The organism is Phormidium yuhuli AB48 (assembly GCF_023983615.1).
GTDB lineage: Bacteria > Cyanobacteriota > Cyanobacteriia > Cyanobacteriales > Geitlerinemataceae > Sodalinema > Sodalinema yuhuli.
The window spans coordinates 3,509,282-3,534,918 of sequence record NZ_CP098611.1; the positions used below are offsets into that span (position 1 = coordinate 3,509,282).

Here is a 25,637-nt window from a genome sequence, read left to right on the forward strand (position 1 = left end):
TCACTCCCTTGTCGCGGTGAATAGTTTTTCGTGCCGACTTGCCCCGGTTCCCTGCCACAGAACCCTACAATAGAGGCAGAGGACGGGGTAAAATCCCCCTTGCTAACCGTTCACCGCAGTCTAACCCACGATGTCTTTCACCCCTGAGTTCCTAAGTGGTCGCCAAATCCGCGAAAAATTCCTGCAATTCTTTGAAGCGCGCCAACATCAACGCCTCCCCAGCGCCTCACTGGTTCCTGAAGACCCCACCGTTCTGCTGACCATCGCCGGGATGCTCCCCTTCAAACCCATCTTCCTAGGCCAGCGGGAACGGGACTATCCTCGGGCCACCAGTTCTCAGAAATGTATCCGCACCAACGACATCGAAAACGTGGGCCGAACAGCGCGACATCATACATTTTTCGAGATGTTGGGGAACTTCAGTTTTGGGGATTACTTTAAACCCGAGGCGATCGCCTGGGGGTGGGAACTGATGACCCAAGTTTATGGCCTCCCCCCAGAACGCCTCATCGTCAGTGTCTTCCGGGAAGATGACGAAGCCTTCGAGATTTGGCATCAAAACATCGGCATCCCCAAACATCGCATTCAACGGATGGGAGAAGAGGACAACTTCTGGAAATCCGGTCCCACAGGTCCCTGCGGTCCCTGTTCTGAGATTTACTATGACTTCCACCCCGAACTCGGCGATGACCACATCGACTTAGAAGACGACAGCCGCTTCATCGAACTGTATAACCTCGTCTTTATGCAGTTTAACCGGGACAGCGACGGGAGCCTCACCCCCCTACAAAACAAAAACATTGATACGGGGATGGGACTCGAACGCATGGCCCAAGTGCTGCAAACAGTCCCCAATAACTACGAAACGGACCTCATTTTCCCGATCATCAAACGAGCGGCGGAGATTGCTCAGATTGACTACGACAAGGCCGATGACAAAACCCAGGTTTCCCTGAAAGTCATCGGCGACCATGTGCGTGCCGTTGTCCATTTGATTGCCGATGGGGTGCGCGCCTCCAATATCGGCCGGGGCTATGTCTTGCGTCGCCTCATTCGCCGGGTGGTGCGTCATGGCCGCTTAATTGGCATTGAGGGCCCGTTTATTAGCCAAGTGGCGGAAACGGCAATTGAGGTTTCGGAAGCTGCCTATACCAATTTGCGGGAACGGCAAGGGGTGATTGAGACGGAGTTAGCCCGGGAAGAAGCCCAATTCCTGAAAACCTTGGAACGGGGCGAAAAACTCCTCGGGGAGATTCTAGCCAGCAACCCAGAGCAAATTTCTGGGGAAGATGCCTTTACCCTCTATGACACCTATGGCTTCCCCCTAGAGTTGACCCAAGAAATTGCTGAAGAACAGGGCCTTGGAGTCGATGTGGATGGCTTCGAGGTGGAGATGGAACGGCAGCGCGATCGCGCCCGGGCCGCCCATGAAACCATTGATTTGACGGTTCAGGGCAGTTTAGATGAATTGGCGGAACAGCTCCATCCCACCTCGTTTTTAGGCTATACCGACAATCAGGCCAACGCCCAGGTGACAGCCGTGCTAGTCGAGGGCCATCGAGTCGAGTCAGCGGAGGCGGGGGAGACGGTGCAAGTGATTCTCGATCGCACCCCCTTCTATGCCGAGTCTGGGGGACAAATTGGCGATCGCGGTTATCTCTCGGGAGAAACCCTGGTTGTTCGCATTGAAGATGTGAAAAAAGAAGGGGACATTTTCATCCACTTCGGACGCATTGAACGGGGAACCCTCAATCTCGGTGACACCGTAACCGCGCAAATTGATCGCGCCTGTCGTCGTCGCGCCCAAGCCAACCATAGCGCCACCCACCTGCTGCAAGCGGCCCTGAAGCAACTGGTGGATGACTCGGTGTCTCAAGCGGGGTCTCTGGTGGCCTTTGACCGCCTCCGCTTTGACTTCAACTGTCCCCGGGCCCTCAGCCCCGAGGAGGTGCAGCAGGTGGAAGATTTAGTCAACACCTGGATTGCTGAGGCCCATGGGGCCCAAGTGGCGGAAATGCCCTTAGAGGAAGCTAAAGGGAAGGGGGCCGTGGCTATGTTTGGCGAGAAATATGCTGATGTGGTGCGGGTGATTGACTTTCCGGGGGTGTCCATGGAACTCTGCGGCGGGACTCATGTGAGTAATACCGCTGAGATTGGCGCCTTTAAGATTATCTCCGAGTCGGGAATTTCCTCGGGGGTACGGCGTATTGAGGCGGTGTCCGGGCCGGCGGTGTTGGATTATCTCAATAGCCGGGATGGGGTGGTGAAGGAGTTGTGCGATCGCTTTAAGGTGAAGCCAGAAGAAGTGGGCGATCGCGTCACCAGTTTACAAGAGGAACTCAAAGCGGCCCAGAAACAACTAGCGGCCCTCAATGGTGAATTGGCGATCGCGAAATCAGACCAACTCCTCTCAGAAGCTGAAGCCGTGGGGGACTTCAAGATTCTCGTGGCCAACCTCGGAAGTGCGGATAGTAAGGCCTTACAAACGGCCGCTGAACGGCTACAACAGAAACTCGGCGACGCAGCGGTGGTGTTAGGGGGGATTCCCAGTGAAGGGAAGGTGAGTCTCGTGGCCGCCTTTAGTCCAGGGGTGAACCAGAAAGGGGTGCAAGCGGGCAAATTCATCGGTGGAATTGCCAAACTCTGCGGCGGTGGTGGTGGCGGTCGTCCTAATCTCGCTCAAGCGGGAGGACGGGATGCGAGTCAGTTACCGGCGGCCTTGGAGGCGGCGAAATCGCAGTTAGTGGAGGCGTTGAGTTAGGGGTTTCAGGGAATAGGGGATGACTGCTCTATTCCCTCGATTTTGCGGATTTTTAGAGTTAAGTGGTTCTAAACCTGTTTTAATGTCCTCAACCTGTATTTCATGATCGACATCTTCAAGTTGACTGTTGGCATTCTCGATGGTTGATGGTGTATCATGTGGGCTAGAGTGTTAACCTCAAAGGGTTTAACAAAAATTGAAAGTTCTATGTACCCATAACAATGGTGGAGTCGGAAAAACGACTCTTGCCGTTCATATCGCTGGTTTGTTACTCGAACAAGGTAGTGACGTGCTAATGATTGACTGTGATGAGCAAGCAGACTTTTGGCAGTTTTTTGCCCGTGGTAAGCAGCCAGAAAAAAATAAAGATTATCACCGTCTTGGAGACAGCATCGTTGTTTGGAATAAAAAACGAGAATCTGTCAAAGATATTGCAAAGCCGGAGGAATACAATCATGTTGTCTTAGATATAGATACCCCCTTAGCTCATACCGTCCAGGTTATTATTGGGAGTCAGCCAGATTTGGTCTTGGTCCCCATTAATACATCTCAAAAAGATAAGGCACTCCGCAATTTACCTCGGACGCTGAGTGTGATGTCAGATATTGGCAAAAACACAGGGGTTAATCCTAGAGTTGTTGTAGTCCCCCTAGGTGTATCCGGAGATTCTGTCAAGAATGTCGTCAATCAGATAGAATCTGAAAATAAACCGAAAAACTGCCGAACAGCACCCGCCTTGTCCAATTTACAGGAGAAGATGCAAGAGGCGATTTATAGGGACTACAGGTGCATCTGGAGTTATGAAGGGGAGTATTTACAGATATCCAGTTACTTTGACGCGCTTCTAACATCTTAGTAATTGATATATATTGAGAAAAATTATAGCTGCAAAAAATCAAATCCTGTAAACCTTTAGAGGGAGTTAAAAACAATGACAAGCAGTTCTCAAACTAAATCAAAAGGTGGCAATGATTTTCTAGTAGAAGATGCGATAAGAGAGGGATCTGAGGAGTTTAAAAAACAGCAAAGCCAACCTAAAACAGCGACGTATCGTTTAACTGAAAACGAAGTACAAAACATGGCAAAAGTCAATGAAGCTTTAAGGCTCAGTATTCAGGATGTCCCACGTCGAGCTATTCACTATTTGAGCTTTGTTAACAATGAGATGCAAAAGCATCTTGACTCAGGACAGCAGACTTCTGCAACTGAGAGTCATGAACCGGATAGTCACGACTGGGAAAACTGGAAAACACGCAAGACAGAAGAGTATTTACGGGAGTTAGACGCGCTGGGAGAGATTCCCCAAGATGACGCAATTCGTCAAAAAAGATATAACAGGAATTTAGAGTTAGATGGAGAAATTTTGGACAAATTAAACCAACTCAACATGGCAGATGAGATTGGAAAATCCGTCTATTTAGGTGTTGCCCTTCTCTATGATCAACTGGTAGCAAAGGTGGCTCAATTCCCGGATGAATTAAACTAACGTCAATCACCATGGACTTTTTGAAAATAGATGCCTTAGTTACCGGGATTCTCAATTCTGACTCAGCGGTGAAGCAGGATTTAGGACGACGGTTTGCCCTGCGTTTGGGGTTGGAGCCAGGAAATGTAGGAGCTGATGGGGGAGTTGATGGCTGGGGAATGTTGAACCAACGCCGCATTTACTTTCAATGCAAGCTCTATAGGAAGCGGCTAGATGCCTCATTTGCGGCGGATTTCTGCGGAAACTTGGTCATCCATAAGGCTGATGTGGGTGTTCTGCTGTCCGGGGTAGGCTGCACCCCGGGATACGAGACTCGTCTTCAGTCATTTTATGAGGGATGACAGGAATTTGCTGGGGGGGTTAAGGCTCGAACGTTGACAACTCATATCCTGAGCCTTGAGGATATTTTTGGGGAAACCCAGGCGTTTACAACGGCTCAGTTAGATTTGCCAGATTTGCGAGACTTAAGGGATGGAAATTGGTCGTCGCAGTTGTAGGTTGGCTGTCATGGTTTGACAGTAAAATGTGAGATAACCTCAAATTTTTGACAACCTCGGTCGAAGAGCAGAGACCGGGTTTCTTAAAGAAACTCGGTCTCTTAGGGCTACGGCATCACCTCTCGATTAGCTGTCTGAGTTGGAGGTTTTCTTTGAGGTGGTTTTGCGTTTAGCGGTTGAGGTTTTCTTTGAGGTGGTTTTGCGTTTAGCGGTTGAGGTTTTACGAGATGACGACTTGGCAGCGATTAACTCCACTGCCCGTTCTAAGGTTAACTCTTCCGCTGAATCGCCATCGGGAATCGAGATGTTCTTGCGTTTGTACTTGATATAGGGACCATAAGGACCATCGTAAATGTTCAGCGGTTCCTTGTCGGTGGGATGGTCTCCTAATTCCCGCATCGGCTTCTTCTTACTGCCTCGACGACCCCGACCTCGTTTGGGTTCGGCTAACATTTCTAAAGCCCGCTCTAGGGGAATCGTCAACACATCATCCTCAGAAGAGGCTCTAATGGAGCGATAATCATCTTTGCCATCTTCGCCTCCCTTCTTATGGACGATATAAGGACCAAAACGACCTAAACCGGCTTGGATTTTATTGCCGCTTTCTGGATGGACGCCCAACAGTCGGGGGAGGGACAATAAGCCGACGGCGGTTTCTAGGGTAATGGTTTCCGGGGTCTGACCTTTGGGGAGGGAGGCCCGTTTCGGTTTGGGGTTCTCGTCGCTGACTTCCCCGAGTTGGACGTAGGGGCCGTAACTCCCGATGAGGATGTAAATCGGTTCCCCCGTCTCGGGGTGCATTCCCAGTTTGTCGGGACCCTCGGTTTTTTGCCGTAACAAGACTTCGACTTGTTCAGAGTCTAAGTCGGAGGGGGTGAGGTTTTGGGGAATGGAGGCGGTGATGGTTTCGCCGTCTTTCTCAGTTTCTAGGTAGGGGCCGAATTTGCCAATGCGAACGTTGACTGGCAGATTCTCTAAGACAATGGTTTTGGCTTCGGTGGGTTCGATTTGGTCTTCCTGTTGCCGAACTTGGGTGTCTAGGCCCTTGTCGCCAGAGTAAAACTCTCGTAAATAGGGAATCCACTCCACGTCTCCGGTAGAGATGCGATCGAGGGTGGCCTCCATTTTGGCGGTGAAATGTAAGTCCACTAAGTCTGGGAAGTAGTTTTCCAGCAGGCTACAGACGGCGAAGGCGGTAAAGCTGGGAACTAGGGCGTTGTTCTGCATCTGGGCGTAGCCGCGATCGATGATGGTCCCGATGATGCTGGCGTAGGTACTCGGGCGGCCGATTCCTTCACTTTCCAGGGTTTTGACGAGGGAGGCTTCGGTGAATCGGGCGGGGGGCTGGGTTTCATGGCCGACGGCTTCGATGTCTTGGCAGTCGGGGCGATCGCCCACGGCCAAGGCCGGTAGAATCGCCTCACGGTTCTCTAGGGCCGCATCTGGGTCATCTGAGCCTTCCACATAGGCGCGGAAGAAGCCGGGAAAGTCAATCCGCTTGCCATTGGCCCGGAAGAGAGCATTCTCCACGCTTAAATCAACGGAGAGGGAGGTTTGCCGCACTTCAGCCATCTGGGAGGCGACGGTACGTTTCCAGATGAGGTCATAGAGGGCCAGTTCTCGGTCTTTGAGTCCGGTTTCACGGGGAGTCCGGAAGCGGTTTCCGGCGGGGCGGATGGCTTCGTGGGCTTCCTGGGCCCCTTTGCTTTTGGTGGCATATTGCCGGGGTTGGGGGCTGAGGTAGTCTGGCCCGTACATCTGGGTGACGCATTCTCGGGCGGCGGCGATCGCCTGTTCCGATAAATGTACGGAGTCGGTCCGCATATAGGTAATGTAGCCGTTTTCATACAGACTCTGAGCCACGCGCATGGTATCGCGGGCTGACAGCCGTAATTTCCGGTTGGCTTCTTGTTGCAGGGTTGAGGTGGTGAAGGGAGGGGCGGGTTTACGCCGGTTCTGCCGTTCCTCAAAGTTACTGACGTTCCAGGGTTTGCCCAATAACCGCTCTTTCAGGGCGTTGGCGTCCGCTTCGTTCAGCAGTTGAACATTGCGGCCGGCTTTAATTTGTCCAGTGTTCTCGTCGAAGTCGCTCCCCGTGGCCACCTTTGTGCCATCGACGCTGATGAGTTTGGCATCGAAGGGCGTGTTATCTTTGCTCAGATGAGCTTTTAAGTCCCAGTAAGACCCCATACGGAAGGCTCGCCGTTCCCGTTCCCGCATCACAATCAGCCGCACGGCCACGGACTGAACTCGGCCGGCGGAGAGTTTGGGGGCGATTTTCTTCCAGAGGAGGGGGGAGAGGGTATAGCCGACGAGGCGATCGAGAATGCGCCGGGTTTCTTGGGCGTGAACGAGCTGTTCGTTGAGGTCTCGACAGTGATGGAGGGCGTTTTGGATGGCCTCTTCCGTGATTTCATGGAAGACCATGCGCTTGGTAGGCACTTTGGGCTTGAGGACTTGCAGCAAGTGCCAACTAATACTTTCTCCCTCCCGGTCTTCGTCAGTGGCCAAAACCAGTTCTGTGGCGTTCTTTAAGGCATCTTTGAGGGTCTTGACGACTTTTTTCTTATCCTTGGGGACAACGTAAATCGGCTCGAAGTCCGCCTCAACGTTCACACCTAGTTGCGACCATTTCTCTTTTTTGACCGCAGCGGGAATTTCGCTGGCAGATTGGGGCAGATCGCGAATATGTCCCATGGAGGCTTCGACCTGGTAGTCGTTAGGGAGATATTTGCGAATGGTGCGCGCTTTGGTGGGGGATTCGACGATGACCAGGGTTGACATGGAGGTTTTACTTCGACCAGTGACGTTAGCGTGACTCGGCAGGGTTGAGGAGATCTCAATCCTAAGGGGCTTTGATCTCAACCATATATCCGATTGTTGGTAATCGACAATCGACTCAGGACTAAATTGGTCTATTTATCAGGTAAACTGGCTGGTGAGCATGGGGCGCAAAAGCTTTATGGCTGCGGGATTGCCTGAATCTCATGGCCGGTGTGGAAATCTCTTTCCCGTTTTGAGTGGGTTGGAGAGCGCCGGTTGGGGATGAACTTGGGGCCGGTGGCCCTGGCTGTGGGGGGGGACTGATAACCGCCGATAAAGCGGATGATTAGCTTTTCTAGTGGCTTGGGGCGATCGCAGCCTGACAAGGACTATGTATCATAGATTTAAGAGTCCTTTACAGGAATGCTTAAGCAATTCTAAACTCGTAGCCAAAACCGATTTAACCCTGGGCGTTCTGCACGTCAGTCGGAATTGTCCCATTAACTGGATTCCCTCAAACGAGAATGGGTCTTAGAGGCAGGTGACTGGCGATCGCCCATCTGAAGTTGGGGGATGCCCCTGCAAATGACCCCAATGTGTTGTCAAATCAGAGAATTTTACAAATGAGCACCACCGATCAACCCGCCGATAAGTCCACCAGCCGCACCAGTAGCGCCAAAACTCGCACCGCGAGAACTCGTAGCACCAGTTCTAGCAAACCGGAAGAGACGAAAAATCAGATGGAACCGGAGCAAGGTTCTGCTCTGACGGTTCAGGGAGGAGAAGCTCGTAAGGCCCTGGATCTTAAGCCGGCAGATTATCTCCCCGGGAATCGTCCGGTGGGAGTGAGCCATCGAGAAATTGTGGATACCTTCTCTGCCGTGGGTGGGTTACGTCCAATTTTTTCCAATGATGTCAATTTTACCCAAACGATGAAAGCCTCCGGTGTCCGTCCGATTTCTGCCAGTACCCTGGCCATCAGCGAAACCTATAACACCATGGGCAATCGTCCGATCTCGGCCAGTGGCATGAAGGTCAGTTCCACGATTCAATCTTCAGGAATCCGCCCCGTTTCAGCAAGCACCCTGGTCATTAGCGACACGGTGAGCATTATGGGTAACCGTCCTGTTGCAGCCAATGCTACGGCAGATATTGACGCGCTCATGGGCTATTTAGACTAGGGAGCCGTTGCCGCTTGAGGCGGCTCTATTGACCCATTTGGCGTTTTAGTTGGTTTAACTCGTCTTCGGTTTCCCAATCACTAAAGACTTGTTCTAGGGGATCGACGGCGGTTTTGGGAAAGCGGGTCTGGCTGGGATTGTCCCAACCGGACACCCGCTCGCTGCTAGGTTGCGCCTGTTGAGCACGCCATTGAGCCGCTTTGGCATGGACTTCTTGGCGGCGGGACTGAATCGTCTCTTTGAGAGTTTTGGCCTGACTGAGCCGCTCTTGCACCCCTTGGCGCTGTCCCCAAAGCTGATTCCCCTGCCGTAAGAGCAAGGCTTCTCGTTCTTGGGCGGGTTTGACGAGGTCGTCCCGTCCGGCAGCTTGGGCTTTCTGGATGCGACCATGCCAACGTTGGATATCTTGGGCGGTGCTTAGGATGTCTTCTTCAAGCTTTTTTTCCTGGGCTTGCAGGTTGGCAATTAGGCGCAGGGTATCTTCTTCTTGTTCCCGCAATTGCTCCTCGATCGCCTGCAATTCCAGATGGGGATGTGCGGCTAAAAATTCCTCTAAACGAGTTTCTAAAAATTGGCTGAGGTCTTCAAATAAACCCACGATACTATCCTTTAAAACTGCTGTCCGACGTAGATGGTGCGGGTTTCACCGTTGCGGCGCACGGAGACGCGATCGCCCGTGACTTCTGTTAAGGTCCAACCGCTATCGCCCACGGGTTGACCAATATCAATCCAGCGGGGGGAACCATTCACCTCAAATAAGGCGGCAGGCCGTTGACCTTCCCCCCGTTCCAACGTCCCCACTAGGGCATAAATTCCCGCTGGAGCAGCAGCTGTGCGTTGTGGGGTGGATGGCTCTTGGGAAGGGGTCTGTTCCGTTTCGGCTGGGGAGGGGGTGGCTGTCGCAGCACGGGAGGGTGCAGGGGGCAAGTCTCGCAGGACTGGGGGAATTTCGGGGACTTGCACCACGGTCTCACTCCCGTTCCCATTAGATGCGGCGGCGGAAGCCTCCTCACTGGGAAGATCGGGGAGGGGGACTGGGGTCGTCGAAACTCGTTCTAAGGCGTTGGCAATACGACTTAGGGATTGAGCCACCGCGTCAGGAGAGGTGGTGTCAACGGGAATATTGAGAGTTCCAGTATCAGAGGGGGACACTGGGGCGGGGGGGTCTAGGGTGTCGGGCAAGGCTTGACGATTTTCGATGCGATCTAGGGCCTGGCCCATATAGGCGATAAAGTCTTCATCCACGGCACGTCCGGGATTTTCGGTAACCGGAACACTGGGGCTGCTCGTGGTTTCCGTTGGGGTAGACTCTCCACCAAACCATTGACTGAAATACCCACGATTGAAGAGCCATAAGCCCAAGATGACGGCGAGGGAGAGGAATGCACCGCCAAGGAGGAGGCGATCAAACCAGAGCAGGCTTTTGTCTTCAGCCCGTCTTCCCTGGGAGTTAATGGCAACCTCTACGGAAGCAGGCTCAACGGCTGAGGGCTGCATCGCCGGGGCCACCAGCGGCTGCACGACGATGGGGGGAACTTGCAGAGGTTTTAGGGCGATGGGTTTGTGGTTCGCCGGTTCTTGGGGGAGTTCCTGGGCGCGATCAAGCATCTGATCGACGTCTCGGAATACCTCGTTTAAGAGGCGATCAGCATCAGCTTGACCGTGGGGGGTGGTTGGGCGATCGCGTTGGTCGGTTGGCATAGACATGGAGCGGTTATCCGACATGACGTTAGGTTTGAGGGTCGATCAGTTACTTCCCCAAATTATAGAGCATCATTTCTCGGACAGGACACCCCAGGGGGCGATCGCCGATCCGTTCAAGAGACGGGTGAATCCGGTAAACTGGAGGAGGCCTCTCGTTTGGGTCGATAGCTTGGCAACTCGGCAGGTTTTACGAGACCCGACTCTGATTGATTGTCCCTGACCTATCGTCCCTTAATTCAGTGCCATGAAAGACCAACAACATCCCCAAGCCAAAATCGATCGCATGGCCATCAACAGTCTCTTAGCCGCCGAACCCGACGACCTCAACCTCGCTGAACTGGCTCGCTTGCGGGTTCGCTACAATGGCTTCCCCGGTGCTAGAGATATCCAAAATGACCTGGATACCTTGCTGAAACGTTGGCAACTCAGCGAAGACGACCTATTCAAGAAAACCCGCGAACTCCACAGCCAGACCCGTGTCTTCAACGTCGGCACTCGCAAAGCTGACGAAGACGACTGGAGTTAACGCCCAAGCCTTAATTGCGTCGTGAAAACTCCAGGCTATTCTCCCGAATCGTCACATCATAACCACTGAGAAAATCCTGCCCCAGCAACCCCAGTTGTAACGCCTCCGAGCCGATGGTGACGGGAGTATTGCGTAAGGCAATGCCATTGATTTCCATGGACGACACATAGCCAATATCCATTTGGACCCCACGCTCGCTGGCCGTATCGATCGTTGCCGTTCCCGCTGGGGTGATATTTAACTCCTGAGCCATTTGTGCCGTAATCACTGTGCCGCTAGCGCCGGTGTCTAGAAGCATCTCATAGGAGCGACGACCATTAAACATGACCTCTACCACGGGAATCCCTGCGACCCGGCGTCGTATGGGCACTTCCACAAGATTCGCCGCTCGCGATCGCTCTCCTGGAGCAACCCTCGCCGGCATTGAACTGTCCGCTGTTCCCTGGTTAGATGGACGGGGACAGAGATTATCTAAATTAATCAACTGACCATGACCATCAATGAAAAAGCAGCCTTCAAATTCTTGGGATAGAGCGCGTTCTGGCAGTCCGACGATGGCGATCGCCGCAATTGAGAGCAAAACAGTTCGTTTCATAGTGTTTGTCTGGAAAATATGGGAGGAGTCCCCATCTCACTCTAGCAAAGGCACTCTTATTTGATGTCATTTGACAAGCTAAGTATGTGACAGATTTTCAACTGTCTGACCTTAGGGCAGGGTTAAGATGACATTTGCGGGGATACCTTTCAGTGTAAACGGGACAGCGGTGAAACTGTATCAGAGGGTTGAGGTAAAGCCAACCTAGGGGAGCATAGACTGATGGCAGTTGTTCCCTTGCCGTTCCCTTGCATCACCTGCTTATGAACCCTACGGATTTAGCCTTTTCCTCTGCCCTCGATCAAGCCCGCCTCATTCGCACCGGAGATATTTCTCCCCTAGAATTAACCCAGGTGTATCTTGATCGCATTGCCCAACACAACGATCGCCTCGGGGCCTATATCACCGTCGCCGAAGAACGGGCCATTAGCACCGCCAAGCAACAAACCGAACAGTGGCATCAGGGCGATCGCACCACTCTTCCCCCCTTCTTCGGCGTTCCCATGCCCATTAAAGACCTGGCCCCCGTGGCCGGGTTGCCTTGTATGCGTGGCTTGGCCGCCCTGCGCGATCGCATTGCCGAGTATACCCCCGCCCATATCCAAGCCATTGAAGCGGCCGGGTTCAACCTCCTGGGAAAAACCTCCACCTCAGAATTAGGCTCCATGCCCTTCACCGAACCCATGGGCCTTCCCACCGCTCGTAATCCCTGGAATCTTGAGTACACCCCCGGTGGCTCCAGTGGCGGGGCCGCCGCCGCCGTGGCCGCTGGACTAGCTCCCCTGGCCCATGGCTCCGATGGTGGCGGCTCGGTGCGGGGGCCGGCAGGATGTTGTGGTTTAGTGGGCTTCAAACCCTCCCGAGGACGAATTTCTCAGGCTCCCGAAGGGGAACATCTCATGGGCCTAGCCACACCCGGTCCCCTGACGCGAACCGTAGCTGATGCAGCGGCCCTTCTGGATATCATGTCGGGCTATGTGGTGGGCGATCCCTACTGGCTCCCCAATCCCGAGACATCCTTCTTAGACCAACTGAATGACGAGTGCCCCCCGCTCAAGATTGCCGTAGCTACTGAGATTCCCAATTGGCCCATACACCCCGAATGTCAGGCCGCCGTACAACAGACCGCTACCCATCTGGAAAAACTTGGCCATGACCTCGGAATAGGCTGTCCTGACTTTTCAGGATTAGAAGAACCCTTTCAAAAAATCTTTGCCGGGGCCATCGCCGCCACTGGCGTTCCCCCAGAAGCCCTCAGTCCTATGAACCGTTGGCTGATGGAACAGGCCGGAACCGCCGCTGAACTCTGGCAGGCGATTGGCCAATTGCGGTTTATCTCTCGCCAGATTGTCCGTTTCTTTGACAACTGGGACATCCTCCTCCTGCCCACCTATGCCCATCCCATCATTAAAGTGGGGCAATGGTCTTCTCACGCTCCCGAAGCCGCCTTCAAAGCTGTCAGCGAATGGGTCATCCCCTGTCCCCCCTTCAACGCCACTGGCCAACCCGCGATTTCTGTCCCCGCCGGCTTTGACTCCCGGGGCTTACCCATCAGTGTACAATTGGTAGGGAAACCGGGTGCTGATGCTCAGGTGTTACACCTGGCGGCACAACTGGAAAAATGTCAGGGTTGGACTCAACATCGTCCACCTGAACCGGTAAGCTAAAGACGCAGTACAATCGGCGGGATGTCAAGCCCCCCCTGACTGGCTATGAACGCAAAAAAAGTGGGTTTCTGGGCCACAATCTTGATTATCATCTTCTTTATTTTGGATGGCGATCGCTGGGAGTTTCTCCCACAACCGATGCGCAATGCAAGTTTTGAGACGAGGACGTTCCTAATCGGTTTGTGGCCTGAGTGGCTACAGCCGAGGGATCGCGATGAGCAACGGCAAGAAGAGATTGATCGCTTACAAGGACAGGGGGATGACCCTCTCCTGATTCTGGAACCTCAGGCGTAACCCGATTCCTCGACACCTATGCCCCGTTTTCCTCTACTATTCATCTCTGGTGTGACCGCACTCTGGGTGGTGGCGATCGCCATCCTCGCGGTCCAAAACGCCACCGCCGCCTCGGTGCAGCTTCTCATGTTTACCTCCGTGCCCATTCCCCTGGGAACCCTCATGGCCTTTGCCGCTGCCCTAGGACTGCTGACCGGGGCGATCGCCATTGCCATCACCGCCAAATAACCCCTATTCTGCAAAACGCCCCTAATCCCATCCTTAACAACTATGACGGATATTGCCATTGGCATCATTGGCGGTAGTGGACTCTACCAAATGGATGACCTGGAGAATCGCCAAGAGCATCAGCTTGATACCCCCTTTGGTCCCCCCTCCGATGTCCTAGTCAGCGGAACCCTGCAAGGGGTTCCCGTTGTTTTCTTAGCCCGACATGGACGCCATCATCATCTGCTACCCTCAGAACTGCCCTTCCGAGCTAACATCCATGCCTTCAAACAGTTGGGTGTGCAGTATCTCATCTCCGCCTCAGCGGTGGGGTCCTTGACCGAAGCCATCAAACCTCTCGATATGGTGGTTCCCGACCAATTCATCGATCGCACCCAACATCGCATCGCCAGTTTCTTCGGTGAGGGGATTGTGGCTCATATTGGCTTCGCAGATCCCGTCTGTCCCCAACTGGCGGCTCTCATTGCCGACAGTGCAAGTCATCTCTCGTTCGAGGGAGTTGATGTTCATCATGGGGGAACCTATATCTGCATGGAAGGCCCCGCCTTCTCCACCCGGGCTGAATCCCATCTCTATCGCAGTTGGGGGGCTAGTGTGATTGGCATGACGAATCTCACAGAAGCCAAATTGGCCCGGGAAGCCGAAATCGCCTACGCCACTCTGGCCCTGGTCACTGACTACGACTGTTGGCATCCGGATCATGACAGCGTCACCGTTGAGATGGTGGTCAATAACCTGCATCTCAATGCTCATAACGCCCAACAGGTGATTCGTGAAACCGTACGCCGGCTCCATAATGCCCCCTTTGTCAGTGAAGCTCACTCCGCCCTCAAATTTGCGGTCTTAACCCCTTGGAACACGGTGTCTCAAAAGACCAAAGACACATTAGAATTACTGCTGCGACCCTATCTATCCCCTGACTCTTAAGAACTCTGTCCCCAGATAGAGGTTACCCTGACCTGAATGTCGATAAACTACAGTCAGATCGCGCTTCTCAATCCAATTTAAACCTGAATCCCTCATCCTTCTATTTAGAAGGGTGAGGTTTTTCCAAAATTAAATGAGTTGAAAAGATGGATTCAGTAAGACGCTACTTTTCAGTAATCCAGAACATTCGGTCGTTACAGGTTTAATCTGAAATGTCTTATTTTGACTGCCTACTATTGACGTCATCACAGATCAGAGAGAGTCTGTAGATGGACGCTAGCCAATAGTCATACACATTTGATGATAGATAAGGATTAGGCTATGGTCGTCGATTTCTTGCCTCCAGAAACATTACTGGCGCAACTCATTGAACTTCGTAAAGCGGTCATGCGGGATGCCGCTAGCTATTTTGAACACTGGCGGCCCTTGATCCGGCGTACCAGTTTCCGCACTGCGGCCTGGAACCTAGCCTATTACCGGGCCCTACAACGACGAGACATTCAGAAACTTGAACGGGCCCTCATGCCTTGGGGATTATCCTCACTCAATAGCGGTATTAGCAGTGTTCTGCCCCATCTCGACGGGACCATTGCCTCTCTGGGGGCAGTCTGCCGCATTAACCCGACCCTATTGCCCCAACATCCCTCACCTCGGGCGTTCTTCCGGGGCGAACGGCTCTTAAAACGTCATACCCATGAACTGTTTGGCGATCGCCACCACAGCCATCATTGGATTATCTCTTATCCTGACTCCCCCCTAGAACCCCAATGGTTCGACCAACTACAACGGCAGGGGGCCAGTGCCTTACGCCTTGATATGCGAGACCATATCGACCAGGCTCAGGCCGCGATCGCCCAATTAACCCAGTTGTCCTCCCCAGCCAGCAGCCGTTCCCCGAAGCCCTGGAAACTTTGGCTAACCCTCGATCCAGAAGACCTAGAGGGCGATCGCCTCAGTGCCAAAGCTCACCTCAACGGTCATACGACCCCTGCCCCTCAACTCATCCAAGTTCTCGACGCCGCTGACATTATTGAACTAAAGCAGCCCACCGAGCCAAAGCTCTTAGATTCTCTCCACTACGCCATCCAACGGCAGCTTGGCCCTGACCAACCTTGCCCTAGCATCATTGTCAGCCTAGATCCAGACATTGACATAGAGCAACTCCCCGAGCTAATCGTGCGCGGGGCTGGACGCTATCCCTTTGGCATTGCCATTCCCCCCAGCCTCAGCCCCAACGGCCATCTATCTGACCGTAGCCGAGCCTGCCAAAAAATTCTCGACCTCTGTCAAGCCGCCTGTATCCCCGTTATCCTCATGCCACCAACAGAACTCAATCCCAGTAGTAGTCTTGATGGCGACCTCTCTCAACTGGCCGCTATCGTGCGATCGCCCCTTCAGGCCTCCCCATCCTCCGCCACCTCATAGGACTGGCCCCGAACCCGCACCACATCTCCCACCCCTAACTTACGACCGCGACGGGTTTCCACCGCACCATTAACCAGAACCTCCCCATCCTGAATCAACAGCTTCGCCTCACCCCCCGTATTCACCGCCCCCACCCATTTGAGGAATTGGTCGAGTTTAATCGTTACAGAATCCTGTGTCATTATCCCCTAGCGACGACCATTGGAACCACTACGAATGCGAGCCACCTGGTCCGACGACAGCCAAGGCATCATCACATCCCGCTCAGCCTCCGCTACCTCAGGTTGAGTTTGGGATTGGCGATGGCCCGGCAGCAAATCCTCCACATCCTCCGGTAAGGATAGAACACATTGAACCGGATAGGCTTCCAGCATGGCATTCTCATCCGGGGTGACAAAATCGTGACGGATACTGTCGTACTCCAGCACCTCTCCCGTCTCAATATGGTAAATCCAGGCATGTAAATGAAGCTTATTACGATACAGCTTCGAGTGAATCACCGGATACGTCCGTAAATTCTCAATTTGCGTCAGTACATTCTCCGCCACCGCTACCTCCAGCAACGTTTCCCCCTCCAGGTGCGTATAGTTTTCCTTCAGTAATTGACGGGTAGCCTCCGCATGACGTAGCCACTCATACACCAAAGGCATTTCATCCTCCAGGCTGCTGCGCTTGAGCAGTCCCTTCATGGCCCCACAATGGGAATGGCCACAGACAATAATATGTTCAACCCCCAACGCCTGTACCGCATACTCCACCGCTGCGCCCTCCCCACCATTGGCAGCCCCGAAGGGAGGAATGATATTACCCGCATTACGAATCACGAACAACTCTCCCACCTCAGCATTCGTGATTAAATTGGGGTCAATGCGGGAATCCGAACAAGTAATAAACAGAACTCTTGGCTTTTGTCCATGGGAGAGCTGTTCAAACAATTCTTGATGAGTACTAAAATAATTAGACTTAAATTGCCGCAGACCCTTCAGTAGTTTTTTCATAATCGTTCCATCGTGATTCTATGAGTGCATCCAAACCCGCCCAGGGGGAGCAAGCCGGAGTTTCTCCTTCGTCAACTCCAGCGAGCCAGTCCCCTCAAGCGGCTTGCTCAGTGACCAGTAGGGCACCGAGGATTACAATTTGGTTTCCAACAGACGCAGAAACTCTGTATTGACACCCGACTCGCGGGTTAGGGCAATCTTACCGGTTCGGGCAATCTCACGAATCCCAAACTTTTGTAAGACCTGGGCAAATGCTACCATCTTACCTGGGTCTCCCACCACCTCAAGAATCAGGGAATCATCAGCCACATCCACCACCCGGGAGCGAAAAATCTGGGCTAACTCCACAATTTCCGAGCGGGTGCTACTCGTCGCACTGACCTTGACCAACATCAGTTCCCGTTCCACACAGGGAATTTCCGTAATATCCTGCACTTTGAGGACATTGATCAGTTTATACAATTGCTTGACAATTTGTTCGATCACCTGATCATTGCCATTGACCACCATCGTGACCCGGGAGACACCCCCCTGTTCCCCCGTTCCCACGGCCAAACTTTCAATATTAAAACCACGACGGGCAAACAGTGCCGCGATGCGAGTCAGCACCCCCGCCTCGTCTTCTACCAAAACCGAGAGCGTATGTTTCATTGTGTGTTTTTTCTTAAGAATATCCTGGGCAACCCATCGTTACTTGTATCATAGAAACGGCTCAAAACTGTAAAAATAAAGGGAAATCTATCTATGAGTTGGTTAAGCCGAATCTTTGGCAAAGACGAAGAGAAAAAAGCCCAAGAGTTTCCGCCCATGCCCATTAAAGAAGCCGTTGAGAAAGCCGGAGGTAAAGTCGCAGCAGCGGCATCGGGCGCCACCTCCCCTGAAGCGGCTAGCAAGGGTGAGCCAATTCCGCCTGAACGGGTTGGCTTGGACGGTAAATATGATCAAAGCGGGTTAGCAAAGCGGGTCGTTCGGGCCTTTGATGACAACCCGGATACAGACGATATTGAAACCATCTGGGTTGCACAGCTTGGAACCCAGGTGGTGCTCAAAGGGAAAGTTCCGAGCCAGAAGGATCTCGACCGGCTTGTCACCATTGCCAAGGGCGTCGAAGGCGCGAGCGACGTCGATACCCGTGAGGTTGACGTCGAATCCTAAGCCGTCGGCCAAGAGAGAGATACCCAACGGCCTCTCTCTCTTGGCCCAAACCCGGCCTCAGCCGTAGAACTTGTGGGATTGAGGAGGAACCCCTCCCCGCTAGGCTTCCTCAGTGGAGGAACTCGTCTGCGCACCTCGTTCAAGGACCAACCGCAAGAGCGGCGGTGCCACAAAGGTGGTGACAATCACCATAACAATAATAGCCGCTTCTAAGGATTCCGAGAGAACACCACTGGCGGCACCAACACCGGCAAACACCAAACCCACTTCACCCCGGGGGACCATGCCGACGCCAATGGCCAAACGGTTTGTATCGGGTTGACCGAAGATGGTAAAGCCGGTGATCACTTTACCGATAATCGCCACCACGATTAAGAAAGTGGCAATAATCAACCCCTCTCGGTTGCTGGGAACCGCCGGATTCAGGACGGCTAAGTCCGTGCGCGCACCCACCACAACAAAGAAAACGGGCACCAACATATCCGCAATAGGAATGACTTGTTCCTCTAACTCATGGTGTTTTTCCGTTTCGCCAAGAATTAGACCAGCTGCAAAGGCCCCAAGAATCGCCTCAAGTTGAATTGCTGCTGCCACATAGGACAGTAGGAACATGACAATCAGTGAGACAATCAGTAATGGGCCACGGGTTTTCAGTTGTGCCACCAAGCCTACATAATAAGGGGCCAGCAAACGGCCCACCAGAATCGTACCAATCAGGAAGGCCCCGGCACTAACGCTCAAGAAAAGAATATTGGTCACCTGGACTTCACCGGTTTTCACCAAACTGGCGACCACCGCTAGGACGACAATGCCCAGGATGTCATCGAGGACAGCTGCACCGATGATGATTTGTCCTTCCTTAGAACTGAGTTTGTTGATTTCTGCTAGCACCTTGGCGGTAATGCCAATACTGGTAGCCGTCAGGGCCGCGCCGGCGAAAATGGCTGGAATGACCGGAGTCCCAAAGAGGTAAATCAGGCCAACGGTTCCCATCGCGAAGGGGGCAACCACCCCCACCACAGCAACAATGGCGGCTTGGGGGCCATATTTAATCAGTTCTCCCAGTTCCGACTCTAGACCAATCTCAAACAGGAGGATGATCACCCCCAGTTCTGAGAGGATATTAATTACCTCACTCTCAGCGGAGAATGAGGCGGCTAAGGTTTCCGGTGTTAAGGAGCCTGTGGCTTCAATAAAGCGAAAAATTAACGAGTCACTGGCTTGAGCCCCAGTTTCGGGGAAGACAATCAGATTTAGGACGGAAATGCCGACGACAACCCCACCCACGAGATCTCCCAAAACGGGGGGTAGGTTAATGCGAGCACAAATTTCTCCCCCAAGCTTACTCGCGAGGTAAATCACAATTAAGCTCAGGAGGACGCCGCCTAAGACGGTTGCTCCATCAGCTTCAACCTCCGCCGCTGTGGCCAGAAGAGTCCGGAAGCCGCCGGGGTCGATTAGAACATTCAATGAGGGTGTAATGGTCATTGTGAATCAATAACAAAAGGTCTTCAGCAGCATCTACCCTGTCTAATGTACTAGAATTAACGCGACCTGTGACGATCGCCCCAAGAGGCTAACCCCCCTCACCGATCGGCTAGCCCCTTGTTAAAATTCTTGGAGATTCACGAACGGCCCCAGAGGCTTGCTTGAGTTCTGATGAACCTAACGTCTCTGCCCGGCTTCCATCCGTTTTTTTCTTCACTCAACCACGATGCAAAAGAGACTGCACCATCACGTTCCCCTTCTGCAACTGCTCCTACTGCTCGGTCTGGGAACGGTGGCGCTGCTGGCCGGAATGTTCCTAGCCGGTCGTCGTGGCCCCGAGGAGTTACCCCCTAGGGCGGAGGAGTCGGAGACCGTGGCGGCCCTATCCCTGCCCGAGTCACAACAGCAGCAGGAACTGCAACGTTTGGCTCAGGGGCCGGCGTCAGCGGAGCGCGATCGCGCGGCTTATATTTTGGCAGTTCAGGCCCTGGAGAACGGTCAAGCCGCCCAGGCCTTATCTCTCCTCAATCCCTTGGACTCCCAATCGTCTCATCTTGGGGGCTATGTTTTGCTAACCCAGGCTCAAGCCCAGGCCCAGGCGGGAAATGAGGGCCAAGCTCAGGACTTGTATGAACACATTCTCCGTGACTTTCCCGAGGATCCGGTGGCGGCTGAGGCGCTGTATGCGTTAGGTCAGCAAGACCCCAAGTTTTGGGATCAAGCCCTGGCTGAGTTTCCCCGTCATCCTCGTGCGGCAACGATTGCCTTGCAACGGCTGGAGAGTCAACCCAATGACCTGAATTTGCTGCGAGTCCTCTCCACTCATTTGTATTTGAGCAATTTTACGGAGCTGCTCGATCGCCTAGTCAATGAACATGGTCAAGTCTTGACTCCAGAGGATTGGGAAATCATTGCCTTTGGCTATTGGGAAAGAATGGTCTATGGCTCAGCGGGAGACGCCTACGCTCAGGCGGCCAATACCCCCCGCAATCTTTACCGCACTGCCCGAGGACAACAGTTAGGAGGAGACGCACGCCGTGCTCGTGACAGTTATCGGGTTCTGATTCAAGCCTTCCCGCAGGCCGAGGAAACCGGTGAGGCGTTGTTGCGGTTAGCGCGTTTGGTGGAGTCACCTCGGGAGGCGCTTCCCCTGTTGGATCAGCTCATGGCCAATTTTCCTGAGCGGGCCCCAGAAGCGCTATGGCTGCGATCGCAGGTGTTGACCCAACTCAATAGTGTTGAATCGGCACAGCAAGCCCGTCAGTCGATTCTGACTCAGTATAGTGACTCGGATACAGCAGCGGAGATTCGCTGGCAGAATGCACAGCAGGCCAGTGCAATGGGTAATGTCCCTCAAGCCTGGGATTGGGCCAAGCAACTGGTCACGGAGAACCCGGAGAGTGATGAGGCACCTCAAGCCGCCTTCTGGATTGGCAAATGGGCCCAACAACTGAATCGTCCTGAGGATGCGGAGGCCGCGTTTACAGCGGTGCTACAACGCTATCCAGAGTCCTATTATGCCTGGCGGGCGGCGTCCCTACTAGGCTGGAATGTGGGAACGTTTACCACGGTGCGATTGCTGACCCCCACAGTGGATCATGTGGCGGAACGGCCGTTACTCCCCGCCGGCTCTGATTTGACTGGGGAACTCTATGCTCTTGGCTTTGAGGCGGCGGCTTGGCGACGTTGGCAAATGGAGTTTCCTGACCCCATGAATCCCACAGTGGCAGAACAATACACTGAGGCTCTGATGCTCCAGGTGATTGGCGAGTATATCGACAGTTTGTTTATGCTGTCAAGTCTGGGTTGGCGCGATGACCCCGAGGAGTTGGCAGAGTATGAGGCGTTTAAGGCCGAACGGGCCTATTGGTATAGTCTCTATCCTTTCCCATTTCGGGAGCCGATTGTACGCTGGTCAGCGGCCCGCCAGATCGACCCCCTGCTCACCCTGGCTCTGATTCGCCAGGAGTCCCGGTTTATGCCTGGGATTCGCTCGGTGGCCAATGCGATCGGTCTGATGCAGGTGTTGCCGGAAACGGCCGATTGGATCGCGGCTCGAAAGGACGAAGATCCCCCCAGAGATTTGAGAGATCCCGATGATAATATCCGTTTGGGAACGCTCTATCTGGACTTCACCCACAATGAGTACGATAACAATACTCTGTTTGCCTTAGCCAGTTACAATGCGGGTCCCGGCAGTGTCGATAATTGGATTGCGCGTTTCGGTTTCAGTGATCCCGATGTCTTTGTTTCCCAAATTCCCTTCCCGGAAACACAGGGCTATATTAGTTCTGTGATGGGAAATTATTGGAACTATCTGCGTCTGTATAACCCCGAGATCCGGGCCCAACTTGAGGATCTCAAGGAGTGAAGTCTATAGGGAGGGGGGCAGGTTGCCGCGATTGGCGATCGCCCATAAGTCCACTACGCCCAACAGCAGGGTAAATCCCAGCAAAATTATATACATCCAAGGTTGGGCTAGGGGACGGACATCCTGAGTATCAATCCCAGTTTTGGCTTCTACGTTCTGCACCAGTCGGGAGAACCCCGCCACTCGCATCGGCAGTAGGTAGCCTTCCCCGCTGTGACTGAGGAAATAATAGACTAATCCCCCCTGGCCAGTGGTTTTAGGTTTCAAGGCTTTCACCTGATCCCAGGGTAAAAACCAGCCTTTGCGGAAGAGGGAAGCAAACCAACGGGGATAGGTCACCCGAATCCCCGCCTCATCCAGTAAGACGCGCTCACTTAAGGCACCATACAGGGCCAGCCAGCCTAGGACGAGGGCCAGCCAAAGCCAAATGGGGTTGACTGGGGCTTCGGTGGCTTCCGCGAGAACCGGTAGGGGCAGGGTTAGGGCCAAATACAAGGCCAATAGGGTGATGCGAATTAAGGGGGAAATCCGAAAGATGGAAGGGTGAGAGGAAGTCATGATCGCGGCGGCAGGTATTTTTGCACAACAGTCCAACCACTCCACGATACCGCCAGGAAGCCCAAAGCGAGAAGTAGATTACTGGTGATATGAATCCGCCGCATCTGGGGCTGTTTCGGCCCAATCCGCCAGCCACTCCAGGCAGAGGTCAGAACTAGGAGCACGACAACTAACCCAGCTAGCAAATGCCAGGAATGACCCAGACTCCCGTAATGGCCCAGGGTGCCAATTAGACCAATAGTTAGCAAAAACAACACCAAAACTAAGAGGCTGATCCCTAAGGCTCGGTGCAGGGGGGCTAACCCGGGGGGACGAGGCTGTTGACGACGGCGATCGCTCCACAGGATAAGCCCACTGATAGCCAGTAATCCGTAGGCTGTCAGGGACAGTCCCATGGACCAGGCGGCAAAACGCCATAGCCAGAGGAAGGAGGGAAGATCCACGATCGTATGTTCCTTAACAGTGATGTCGCTTCCGATCCTATCCTGACCCAGGGCCCCGCGAAGGGGGACGATCGCAAGCCCCAATCGCGGCGATCGCCCCCAGGAGGAGAGTTAGCTGTTATGGCAATCCCTCTCGGATGGTTCCCTAGTCTACGGAAGCCAAGGCTGGGGCTTTGTGAGCCTCTGCTACCGGTCTCGGACTCGGGCGAGGCAGAGGTTCATGATTCTTTACATTTTGGCGATCCCCTTTTACGGTAGAATCACTGTCACCGCTCACTTGTTGTTCCGGTTCTGGTTCTGCTTCAGCCTCAGTGGTCACCTTGAGCCGTTGGCAGGAAATGGTATCGGAAAGAATGGCACTAGCCATCATGCCGGTGTGGATCTCGAGTTGTGCCTGAGGCATGGCCTCAAACACAAGCCGCTGTCCGGGAAATACAACCCGCTCGAAGTACCAGTTTTGGATATTGGTGATGCGGGCGACCTGGATCTGGCTGGTTGCGTTGATGTAGCAACAAAGGATCGGGTCTGAACTGTCCTTCGGTAAGGGATCGAGTATTTGAGCCATAACGTTTCAGCGTCTTAGTCTAGTTAAAATCTAAAGCGATTGTTATATCTGAAGACTAACACCTTGCGATCCCAGGTAGCTGTAAAAGCGAATACCAACTCCATAAAAATGGGAAAATTGATTTTTTTCCATTGAGACCAGGGTGGCTGGATTCCGCTGCTTCTGGGGCCCTCCCTCCTAATTTGTAGGCGATCGTTACAAAACAACTCCCCCACGTCCTCCTGGATGGGAACAGGCGAGTTTACGCCCTGAAGCGCCCATTTTAAATGGGGAGTCTCGGGGCTAAATTTTTTTGTTTTTTTTAGATTTTTCCCTCAATCCCCCTCAGGATTACCCCTCACGGCTGGGTTAAGCAAGCTTTCAGCACAAGTGTTATGGTGAAAGTTAAAGATATATGAAGCATTTTTATGGCGACGAACATCGATCGTGTGCTCTATGTCCGCCTTCCCTGCAACCCCATCTTTCCCATTGGGGTTGTGTACCTAGCGGATCATCTGCATAAACTCTTCCCCGACATCCAACAGCGAATTTTCGACCTTGGGGCTATCCCCCCATTGGATTTCAACGGGGCCCTAGACGAATGCGTTGATGAGTTCCAACCTCAGCTACTGGTCTTTTCCTGGCGGGATATTCAGATCTACGCCCCAGTTGGGGGTCGAGGTGGCAATCCCTTGCAGAATGCCTTTGAGTTTTACTACGCCACCAACCCTTTCGTCAAATTACGGGGTGCGTTAGGGGGATTACGCCTGGCGGGGTCGTACTATGGCGAGTTATGGCGTAATCAAGGTCTGATTCGTCGCGGCTTAAAACGGGCCCGGCGCTATCACCCAGAAGCCCGGGTAGTCGTTGGAGGTGGGGCTGTGAGTGTCTTTTACGAACAACTCGGTCGTAGTCTTCCCAAGGGCAGTATTATCTCCGTGGGTGAAGGGGAGGCCCTGTTAGAAAAGCTGCTGCGAGGACAGGAGTTCCAGGATGAACGTTGCTACATTGTCGGGGAAACCCAACCCCGAGAGCGGCTGATTCATGAAACCCCCGCTCCCATCGAGAAAAGCGCCTGCAACTACGATTACATCGCCAGCATCTGGAACCAATTTAACTATTACTTCCTCGATCAAGACTTTTATCTCGGGGTGCAAACCAAACGGGGCTGTCCCCATAACTGCTGTTACTGTGTCTATACGGTCATTGAAGGCAAACAAGTCCGTATTAACCCCGCCGATGAAGTGGTGGCTGAAATGCGCCAACTCTATCGTCGCGGCATTCGTAATTTCTGGTTTACCGATGCTCAGTTTATCCCCGCCCGTCGCTATATCCAGGATGCCATCGAACTCCTACAAAAAATTCTGGACTCGGGAATGGACGACATTCATTGGGCGGCCTATATCCGTGCAGACAACTTGAACCCGCAACTGTGTGATCTGATGGTCAAAACGGGGATGAATTACTTTGAAATTGGTATCACCAGCGGCTCTCAGGAGTTAGTTCGTAAGATGCGCATGGGGTATAACCTGCGGGTAGTGTTGGAAAACTGTCGCGATCTCAAAGCGGCTGGGTTTAATGATTTGGTCTCGGTTAACTATTCGTTTAACGTCATTGACGAGACCTATGAAACCATTCGCCAAACCATCGCCTATCACCGGGAACTCGAAGCGATTTTCGGGCGCGACAAGGTTGAACCGGCGATTTTCTTTATTGGCCTGCAACCCCACACTCATTTGGAAGACTATGCCTTAGAGAAAGAGGTGTTGAAACCCAATTATAACCCCATGAGTTTGATGCCTTGGACGGCTCGAAAACTTCTGTGGAATCCAGAACCCCTCGGCTCCTTTTTTGGCGAGGTTTGTCTGGAGGCCTGGCAACGCAATGGTAATGATTTTGGCCGGGAGGTGATGGATATTTTAGAGGAACGGCTCGGCCGTGCGGACTTGGAGGAGGCTCTGAGTGCGCCCATGGTTGACGCCTCCCCCACCCCCTCGAAGTCTCTGGTGACAACGTCAGGCTAGGG

26 protein-coding genes are annotated in these 25,637 nt (G+C 53.2%); 15 read left to right on the forward strand and 11 right to left on the reverse strand.

Translation table 11 applies throughout. From position 1 onward, the window contains the following. Positions 1 to 130 precede the first annotated feature (130 nt). From alaS to NEA10_RS20895, 5 genes are all read left to right on the forward strand, one after another. The gene (gene alaS / locus NEA10_RS15055; RefSeq protein WP_252661956.1) at positions 131 to 2,761 is read left to right on the forward strand and encodes an alanine--tRNA ligase; all 2,631 of its coding nucleotides are present in this window, start codon (positions 131 to 133) and stop codon (positions 2,759 to 2,761) included. A gap of 196 nt (positions 2,762 to 2,957) precedes the next feature. Then, positions 2,958 to 3,617 carry a ParA family protein gene (locus tag NEA10_RS15060; RefSeq protein ID WP_374111777.1) on the forward strand — a complete coding sequence of 220 codons (660 nt, stop codon included), beginning with the start codon at positions 2,958 to 2,960 and terminating at the stop codon, positions 3,615 to 3,617. 75 nt (positions 3,618 to 3,692) lie between these two features. After that, positions 3,693 to 4,247 carry a hypothetical protein gene (locus tag NEA10_RS15065; RefSeq protein ID WP_252661960.1) on the forward strand — a complete coding sequence of 185 codons (555 nt, stop codon included), beginning with the start codon at positions 3,693 to 3,695 and terminating at the stop codon, positions 4,245 to 4,247. Positions 4,248 to 4,258: 11 nt separating this feature from the next. Next, a complete protein-coding gene (locus NEA10_RS15070; protein ID WP_252661962.1) occupies positions 4,259 to 4,588 on the forward strand; it encodes a PDDEXK family nuclease in 330 nt (109 codons plus the stop codon). A gap of 33 nt (positions 4,589 to 4,621) precedes the next feature. Then, on the forward strand, positions 4,622 to 4,744 hold the full coding sequence (locus tag NEA10_RS20895; protein ID WP_258719041.1) for a hypothetical protein: 123 nt from the start codon (positions 4,622 to 4,624) through the stop codon (positions 4,742 to 4,744). A 126-nt stretch (positions 4,745 to 4,870) separates the two neighbouring features. On the opposite strand, the gene topA is transcribed toward NEA10_RS20895, so the two are convergent. Then, on the reverse strand, positions 4,871 to 7,528 hold the full coding sequence (topA, locus tag NEA10_RS15075) for a type I DNA topoisomerase (RefSeq protein WP_252661964.1): 2,658 nt from the start codon (positions 7,526 to 7,528) through the stop codon (positions 4,871 to 4,873). A 602-nt stretch (positions 7,529 to 8,130) separates the two neighbouring features. Between topA and NEA10_RS15080 the strand changes: the two genes are divergently transcribed. Beyond that, entirely contained in the window at positions 8,131 to 8,688 is a 558-nt protein-coding gene (locus tag NEA10_RS15080; protein WP_252661966.1) for a hypothetical protein, read from the forward strand. Positions 8,689 to 8,713: 25 nt separating this feature from the next. Here the strand turns inward: NEA10_RS15080 and NEA10_RS15085 are convergent, their stop codons facing one another. Then, positions 8,714 to 9,286: a TIGR04376 family protein gene (locus NEA10_RS15085; protein ID WP_252661968.1), complete on the reverse strand. Its 573-nt coding sequence runs from the start codon at positions 9,284 to 9,286 to the stop codon at positions 8,714 to 8,716. A gap of 11 nt (positions 9,287 to 9,297) precedes the next feature. Then, complete coding sequence (locus tag NEA10_RS15090) at positions 9,298 to 10,389, reverse strand: hypothetical protein (RefSeq protein ID WP_252661971.1); 1,092 nt, start codon at positions 10,387 to 10,389, stop codon at positions 9,298 to 9,300. 247 nt (positions 10,390 to 10,636) lie between these two features. Between NEA10_RS15090 and NEA10_RS15095 the strand changes: the two genes are divergently transcribed. Continuing rightward, positions 10,637 to 10,918, forward strand: a complete 282-nt coding sequence (locus NEA10_RS15095) for a DUF3288 family protein (RefSeq protein WP_252661972.1) — start codon at positions 10,637 to 10,639, stop codon at positions 10,916 to 10,918. 10 nt (positions 10,919 to 10,928) lie between these two features. Here NEA10_RS15095 and NEA10_RS15100 read toward each other — a convergent pair whose 3' ends face one another. After that, positions 10,929 to 11,513 carry a retropepsin-like aspartic protease family protein gene (locus NEA10_RS15100; protein ID WP_252661974.1) on the reverse strand — a complete coding sequence of 195 codons (585 nt, stop codon included), beginning with the start codon at positions 11,511 to 11,513 and terminating at the stop codon, positions 10,929 to 10,931. Between the two features lie 263 nt (positions 11,514 to 11,776). Between NEA10_RS15100 and NEA10_RS15105 the strand changes: the two genes are divergently transcribed. From NEA10_RS15105 to NEA10_RS15125, 5 genes are all read left to right on the forward strand, one after another. Next, positions 11,777 to 13,180, forward strand: a complete 1,404-nt coding sequence (locus NEA10_RS15105; protein ID WP_252661976.1) for an amidase — start codon at positions 11,777 to 11,779, stop codon at positions 13,178 to 13,180. 45 nt (positions 13,181 to 13,225) lie between these two features. Then, positions 13,226 to 13,474, forward strand: a complete 249-nt coding sequence (locus NEA10_RS15110) for a hypothetical protein (RefSeq protein WP_252661978.1) — start codon at positions 13,226 to 13,228, stop codon at positions 13,472 to 13,474. Positions 13,475 to 13,492: 18 nt separating this feature from the next. Beyond that, positions 13,493 to 13,702 (forward strand): hypothetical protein, encoded by a 210-nt coding sequence (locus NEA10_RS15115; RefSeq protein ID WP_252661980.1) that lies wholly within the window; start codon positions 13,493 to 13,495, stop codon positions 13,700 to 13,702. A 42-nt stretch (positions 13,703 to 13,744) separates the two neighbouring features. Continuing rightward, positions 13,745 to 14,629: an S-methyl-5'-thioadenosine phosphorylase gene (locus NEA10_RS15120; protein WP_252661982.1), complete on the forward strand. Its 885-nt coding sequence runs from the start codon at positions 13,745 to 13,747 to the stop codon at positions 14,627 to 14,629. A 321-nt stretch (positions 14,630 to 14,950) separates the two neighbouring features. Beyond that, the gene (locus NEA10_RS15125) at positions 14,951 to 16,054 is read left to right on the forward strand and encodes a hypothetical protein (RefSeq protein ID WP_252661984.1); all 1,104 of its coding nucleotides are present in this window, start codon (positions 14,951 to 14,953) and stop codon (positions 16,052 to 16,054) included. On the opposite strand, the gene NEA10_RS15130 is transcribed toward NEA10_RS15125, so the two are convergent. The 3 genes from NEA10_RS15130 to ilvN form a co-directional block, all read right to left on the reverse strand. After that, positions 16,024 to 16,236 (reverse strand): RNA-binding S4 domain-containing protein, encoded by a 213-nt coding sequence (locus NEA10_RS15130; protein WP_252661986.1) that lies wholly within the window; start codon positions 16,234 to 16,236, stop codon positions 16,024 to 16,026. The two genes, NEA10_RS15125 and NEA10_RS15130, sit on opposite strands and share 31 nt — an antisense overlap. A gap of 6 nt (positions 16,237 to 16,242) precedes the next feature. Continuing rightward, positions 16,243 to 17,052 carry a carbonic anhydrase gene (locus NEA10_RS15135; protein ID WP_252661988.1) on the reverse strand — a complete coding sequence of 270 codons (810 nt, stop codon included), beginning with the start codon at positions 17,050 to 17,052 and terminating at the stop codon, positions 16,243 to 16,245. Between the two features lie 132 nt (positions 17,053 to 17,184). Further along, complete coding sequence (gene ilvN, locus NEA10_RS15140) at positions 17,185 to 17,703, reverse strand: acetolactate synthase small subunit (protein WP_252661996.1); 519 nt, start codon at positions 17,701 to 17,703, stop codon at positions 17,185 to 17,187. A 93-nt stretch (positions 17,704 to 17,796) separates the two neighbouring features. On the opposite strand from ilvN, the gene NEA10_RS15145 reads away from it, so the two are divergent. Next, positions 17,797 to 18,207 carry a BON domain-containing protein gene (locus NEA10_RS15145; protein WP_252661998.1) on the forward strand — a complete coding sequence of 137 codons (411 nt, stop codon included), beginning with the start codon at positions 17,797 to 17,799 and terminating at the stop codon, positions 18,205 to 18,207. 99 nt (positions 18,208 to 18,306) lie between these two features. On the opposite strand, the gene NEA10_RS15150 is transcribed toward NEA10_RS15145, so the two are convergent. Then, on the reverse strand, positions 18,307 to 19,695 hold the full coding sequence (locus NEA10_RS15150) for a cation:proton antiporter (protein ID WP_252662000.1): 1,389 nt from the start codon (positions 19,693 to 19,695) through the stop codon (positions 18,307 to 18,309). Positions 19,696 to 19,921: 226 nt separating this feature from the next. Between NEA10_RS15150 and NEA10_RS15155 the strand changes: the two genes are divergently transcribed. Beyond that, the gene (locus NEA10_RS15155; protein WP_252662008.1) at positions 19,922 to 22,066 is read left to right on the forward strand and encodes a lytic transglycosylase domain-containing protein; all 2,145 of its coding nucleotides are present in this window, start codon (positions 19,922 to 19,924) and stop codon (positions 22,064 to 22,066) included. 3 nt (positions 22,067 to 22,069) lie between these two features. Here NEA10_RS15155 and NEA10_RS15160 read toward each other — a convergent pair whose 3' ends face one another. The 3 genes from NEA10_RS15160 to NEA10_RS15170 all read right to left on the reverse strand — a co-directional run bounded on the left by NEA10_RS15160 (position 22,070) and on the right by NEA10_RS15170 (position 23,632). After that, the gene (locus NEA10_RS15160) at positions 22,070 to 22,624 is read right to left on the reverse strand and encodes a hypothetical protein (RefSeq protein WP_252662010.1); all 555 of its coding nucleotides are present in this window, start codon (positions 22,622 to 22,624) and stop codon (positions 22,070 to 22,072) included. Further along, positions 22,621 to 23,067, reverse strand: a complete 447-nt coding sequence (locus NEA10_RS15165) for a DUF4079 domain-containing protein (RefSeq protein WP_252662012.1) — start codon at positions 23,065 to 23,067, stop codon at positions 22,621 to 22,623. Before NEA10_RS15165 ends, NEA10_RS15160 begins: the two co-directional genes overlap by 4 nt. 145 nt (positions 23,068 to 23,212) lie before the next feature. Next, positions 23,213 to 23,632 carry a DUF1830 domain-containing protein gene (locus tag NEA10_RS15170; protein WP_252662014.1) on the reverse strand — a complete coding sequence of 140 codons (420 nt, stop codon included), beginning with the start codon at positions 23,630 to 23,632 and terminating at the stop codon, positions 23,213 to 23,215. Positions 23,633 to 24,039: 407 nt separating this feature from the next. Here NEA10_RS15170 and NEA10_RS15175 point away from each other — a divergent pair, with 407 nt between their 5' ends. Continuing rightward, on the forward strand, positions 24,040 to 25,635 hold the full coding sequence (locus NEA10_RS15175) for a photosystem II high light acclimation radical SAM protein (protein WP_252662016.1): 1,596 nt from the start codon (positions 24,040 to 24,042) through the stop codon (positions 25,633 to 25,635). Positions 25,636 to 25,637: the final 2 nt, after the last annotated feature.